5 protein-coding genes and 1 tRNA gene are annotated in these 5,075 nt (G+C 46.3%); 3 read left to right on the top strand and 3 right to left on the bottom strand.

All coding sequences use genetic code 11. From position 1 onward, the window contains the following. Window positions 1–544, bottom strand: a 544-nt coding sequence (locus AC4E7D_RS11490) for an NAD-dependent epimerase/dehydratase family protein (protein WP_490173934.1), incomplete at its 3' end; no start/stop codon positions are given. Between the two features lie 21 nt (window positions 545–565). After that, the gene (locus tag AC4E7D_RS11495; protein WP_490173935.1) at window positions 566–1,720 is read right to left on the bottom strand and encodes a DegT/DnrJ/EryC1/StrS family aminotransferase; all 1,155 of its coding nucleotides are present in this window, start codon (window positions 1,718–1,720) and stop codon (window positions 566–568) included. A 91-nt stretch (window positions 1,721–1,811) separates the two neighbouring features. On the opposite strand from AC4E7D_RS11495, the gene AC4E7D_RS11500 reads away from it, so the two are divergent. From AC4E7D_RS11500 to AC4E7D_RS11510, 3 genes are all read left to right on the top strand, one after another. Further along, window positions 1,812–3,056: a 3-deoxy-D-manno-octulosonic acid transferase gene (locus AC4E7D_RS11500; protein ID WP_490173936.1), complete on the top strand. Its 1,245-nt coding sequence runs from the start codon at window positions 1,812–1,814 to the stop codon at window positions 3,054–3,056. A gap of 57 nt (window positions 3,057–3,113) precedes the next feature. After that, window positions 3,114–4,463 (top strand): sugar porter family MFS transporter, encoded by a 1,350-nt coding sequence (locus tag AC4E7D_RS11505; RefSeq protein WP_490173937.1) that lies wholly within the window; start codon window positions 3,114–3,116, stop codon window positions 4,461–4,463. A gap of 143 nt (window positions 4,464–4,606) precedes the next feature. Further along, window positions 4,607–4,741: a hypothetical protein gene (locus AC4E7D_RS11510; protein WP_490173938.1), complete on the top strand. Its 135-nt coding sequence runs from the start codon at window positions 4,607–4,609 to the stop codon at window positions 4,739–4,741. Window positions 4,742–4,991: 250 nt separating this feature from the next. Here AC4E7D_RS11510 and AC4E7D_RS11515 read toward each other — a convergent pair. Next, window positions 4,992–5,073: transfer RNA gene (locus tag AC4E7D_RS11515), tRNA-Leu, on the bottom strand. Window positions 5,074–5,075 lie beyond the last annotated feature (2 nt).

Here is a 5,075-nt window from a genome sequence, read left to right on the forward strand (position 1 = left end):
TGGGGTTGAAATACCGAAGTGAAATCGCATTCAAATGAGGTGTAACCTTGCAGGTCTCTGTGATGATCTCCTCACCAATTTGCTTGGTATTACCATAGGGAGATTCGGCAGGTTTCACCGGGGCATTTTCCGTGATAGGCATCTCATCAGCCTGCCCGTAAACGGTACAGGAAGAACTAAAGATAAAGGCTGCGTCCTTTTTATTACTCAGGCATTGCAGTATATATATAAGGGTGTTCAGGTTGTTCTCGTAGTAAAGCAATGGTTTTTCAACGCTTTCCCCTACCGCTTTTGATGCAGCAAAATGAATAACCCCACCGATATCCTTATGCGTCTGGAAAAATTCCAGAACATCTCCTTTAACCCGGAGATCCATTTTTTCGAATGCGGGGCGTACCCCAGTTATGGCTGTAATCCCATCCAGCACATTTTCGGAGGCATTGGAGCAATCATCTATGATGACGACCTCAAAGCCTTCCTGTTGGAGTTCCACAACAGTATGAGACCCAATAAATCCAAGGCCCCCGGTCACAAGTATTTTCATGAAGTAATTGGTTTATTAATGTTAGGCATTGACTGCGGCTATTACGGCTTCCGTTATGTAGTCAATCTGCTCGGCGTCCAATTCGGTATGCATGGGGAGGGAGATCACCTCGTCTACCAGCTGGTTGGTGACGGGAAAGTCCGCTTCCCGGTATCGCGGATCTGCATAGGCTTTCTGCCGGTGCAAGGGAACAGGATAGTAGATACCATAGGGGATCCCCTTCTCCTGAAGTTTTTCTGCCACTTTATCTCGTTTACCGTTGGTGATCTTTAGTGTATACTGATGGAATACATGACAGTCACAGCTGTCGCAAATGCCCTCGCAACCCCTTACAGTTTTAGGAACCACAATATGCTCCTGACCTTCAAAAGCTTTCGAATAGGCTCGGGCAGCATTCCTTCGGCTGTCGCAATAGGCATCCAGATGAGGCAGTTTGGCATTGAGCACCGCGGCCTGTATGGAATCCAGCCGGGAATTAACCCCGATAACATCATGGTAATAACGCCTGTACATGCCGTGATTGACAATACCTCTCAGGGTATGGGCCAATTCATCGTCATTGGTAAAAATGGCCCCGCCATCCCCATAACAACCCAGGTTTTTTGAAGGGAAAAATGAAGTAGCACCAACATGTCCGATAGTACCTGCTTTTTGCTTTCGCCCGTCTGCAAACTGATGGTAGGCACCTATGGCCTGGGCATTGTCTTCAATTACATAGAGGTTGTGCTTCTCGGCGATGGCCATTAGGGTATCCATATCCGCACATTGCCCGAACAGGTGCACGGGGACTATGGCTTTGGTTTTCGGACTGATCGCCTTTTCCACCGCTTTGGGATCTATGTTAAAGGTTTCAGGATCCACATCCACCAGTACCGGGGTAAGTTGGAGCAAGCCGATGACCTCTACCGTTGCGGCAAAGGTGAAATCTGCCGTGATCACCTCGTCTCCCGGTTGTAACCCGAGGCCCATCATTGCAATTTGCAGGGCATCTGTACCGTTTGCACATGGTATTACATGTTTTACCTGAAGGTAGTTTTCTAAAGCTGCCTGAAATTCGTGGACCTTAGGTCCGTTTATAAAAGAAGCGGAATCGAGTATTTGAGTGATGGCTTCGTTGACCTCTTCTTTGATGCCCTGGTACTGGCTGACGAGGTCTACCATTTGAATTTTCTTCATCAGTAGTTGATCTTAAACAATATTACAAAATTAAGGAACGGACACCAATGTATTGGGAAAAAGAAGCGTATTTTAGCGGGAAACAAATGTGGTGCTTTTCCTGTATAATGTAATTGTTCACCTTGCGCGGTTCTTTCTCCTCCTTTCCGCTCCTTTTAACCAAAAAATCAGGCTTTTTCGCAAAGGGAGACAATCGGTTTTTCCTTTCCTGAAGGAACATCTTAGTAAACAGGATAAGGTCATCTGGGTGCACGCGGCATCACTTGGGGAATACGAACAGGGCCTGCCGGTCATAAAAAGCCTGAAAGTCGCCTACCCCGAATACAACGTCCTAGTGACATTCTTTTCCCCCAGCGGATATGAGGTTAAGAAAAACAGTGCTGAAGCAGACCTGGTTACGTACCTGCCCCTGGATACCCGGATAAACTGCCGGAAATTCCTGAACATGGTCCAGCCAAAACTTGCCATTTTCATCAAATACGAGATTTGGCCCAATTACCTCAAGGTTCTGGAAGAAAGGGGTATTCCCACTTTATTGGTGTCGGCAATCTTCAATCAGAAGCAGTCCTATTTCAAGATATATGGAGGCTTTATGAGGCGAGCCCTCAGGAGGTTCCACCACATCTTTGTGCAGGACGAAAATTCAGCTGAGCTGCTTAAATGCCTGGGGATCCATGAGTATACCATTAGCGGGGATACACGGTTCGACAGGGTATTGGAAATAGTGGGGCAGGAAAAGCCTCTTCCCCTGATAAAACGATTTATACAGGACCAGCCCTGCCTTGTGGCCGGAAGCACATGGCCGGAGGATGAAGCGGTAATCGTACCCTATATCAATGCAGATGAAAGTCCGTTAAAATTTGTACTGGTCCCCCACGATATCAAAACTAACCACATTAAACAACTTGTTTCTTCTATCACACCTCCGGTAAAATTATATTCTGAACTTACTGAGAGTTCGGAAATGGAATTCAAGGTCCTGGTTGTAGACCAGGTAGGGCTGTTAAGCAGTTTATACCGATTTGCCAAGGTAGCCTATGTTGGTGGTGGTTTTGCAACCGGCTTACACAACACACTGGAAGCTGCAGTCTATGGTATTCCCGTTCTTATTGGTCCGCAGTACGAGGGGTTCCGGGAAGCTGAAGACCTTGTGGCTCGCAAGGGCATACTTCCGGTACAGGACAGAGATGATTTTAAAGCAGAGTGCGACCGCTTTTTCAGCGAAGAAAGCCTGGGAATACAAACCGGGCAGATCAATACCGCCTATATTGATGAGAACCAGGGAGCCACTGAAAAAATCGTGAATTACATCCGGGGCCTGTTCCCTCCCGAGTAGTAAAGCCCTAGTACCCACTACAATTTTTTTTTTAGCTTTACCCAAAGCAACTCACCTATGGATCGCAAAATTTTCAGGATTTCCCTGACGGCTGCCCTGGCCGGTTTTCTTTTTGGTTTTGACACCGTCGTGATCAGCGGAGCCAACCTGCCCATCAAGGCTTTATGGAACACCTCACCCTGGTTCCACGGCACATTTATCATGTCAATGGCCCTGTGGGGAACGGTGATAGGTGCCTTATTTGGGGGGATCCCCTGTGATCGATATGGCAGGAAAAAGACATTGTTCTGGATCGGGGTTTTGTATTTTATTTCCGCTCTGGGATCTGCGTTTGCCCATGATCCCTATATGTTTTCCTTTTTTCGCTTTATTGGTGGCCTGGGGGTTGGGGCTTCCTCTGTTGCAGCGCCCATCTATATATCTGAGATATCTGCCAAAAAAAACCGGGGCAAGCTAGTGGCGCTGTACCAATTCAATATTGTGTTCGGAATATTTATAGCCTTTATCTCCAACTATCTGCTCAAGGGGTTTGATGGGGCGAATGACTGGCGCTGGATGCTTGGTGTTGAAGCTATACCGGCTTTGATATACAGTTTAATGGTACTTAAAGTACCTAATAGCCCGAGGTGGCTGGTACTTAAGAAACACGATGAGAAAGCCGCCCTTGTGGTCCTGGAATTCCTATCGAACAAGGCCCATGCCGAGGAAAAACTGCTGGAGATAAAAGCTACGGATACCCAAACTGCGAAGAAGGAGCGGTTATTCACACGTTTCTACAAGAAACCTTTAATCCTGGCTTTCCTCATTGCCTTTTTTAACCAGCTGTCAGGGATAAATTTCGTTTTGTACTATGCTCCCGAAATTCTGGAGCGGGCAGGACTGGCGGCAAAAGAATCTCTATTCAGTTCGATATCCATAGGCATTGTCAACCTGGTCTTTACCCTGATTGGCATCCGGCTGATCGATCAACTGGGCAGGCGGCAACTCATGAAAATTGGTTCACTGGGTTATATTTTAAGCCTGGCTATGGTTGGCTGGTGCTTTTACTCCGGTGCCAGTTCCACTTTGCTCCTGGTTTTCATCCTGGTTTTTATTGCCTCCCATGCCATCGGACAGGGTGCTGTGATCTGGGTGTTCATATCAGAGATCTTTCCGAATCGGGTACGTGCCTATGGACAGTCCTGGGGCACCGGAACCCATTGGGTGTTTGCAGCCCTGATCACGCTGTTAACCCCTATATTTTTGGATGCTGAACGTGGAATTTTCCGTGAGAATCCCTGGCCTATCTTCATTTTCTTTGCTTTTATGATGGTATTGCAGTTGCTTTTTGTGCTTTTTATGATGCCCGAAACAAAGGGGATCTCTCTGGAAGAGCTGGAGAAGAAACTGAGTCCGGGAAAGGAATAATACGACTCTTATAGAATCATTTTCAATATAATTAGCTCCGATCCACTGCGCTTAATCGGGAAGCCCGATTTGTTAATCGATTAAAAATGAGCATTTCCCCCTATTTGCCCTTTTAATTGTACATTGTATGAAATTATTTGAAAATGAAAAGAGAACTAACTCCGGGCACCCGTTTCCTAAATGGGTTCCTAAGTGTCATGGTCGTTGTTTTGATATTGATCCTGGCTAGTGTGGTTATTGGCCTGTTTGTGGCACTATTCAACTTCGTTTTTGGCTAATAACAAAGTGCAATCTAACCGCTGAGCAACCACAATCTACAGCACAAACTATTAACCCTTCCTTTTCGAAGGGTTTTTTATGCTTTTCAAATAAAAAAAGCTTCCCGTTAAAGAGAAGCCTTACATTGTACTGGCGGAGAGACTTACCTACGCTATGGTCGGCATGTACTTTCGTCTCTCCTTAGCTAAAACCGCTGAACAATAGCTTTCCAAATAAAAAAGCTTCCCGTTAAAGAGAAGCCTTACGTTGTACAGGCGGAGAGACTCGAACTCTCACACCTTTCGGCACTAGATCCTAAGTCTAGCGTGTCTACCAATTCCACCACGCCTGCAT

It is taken from the genome of Lentiprolixibacter sp., assembly GCF_982873095.1.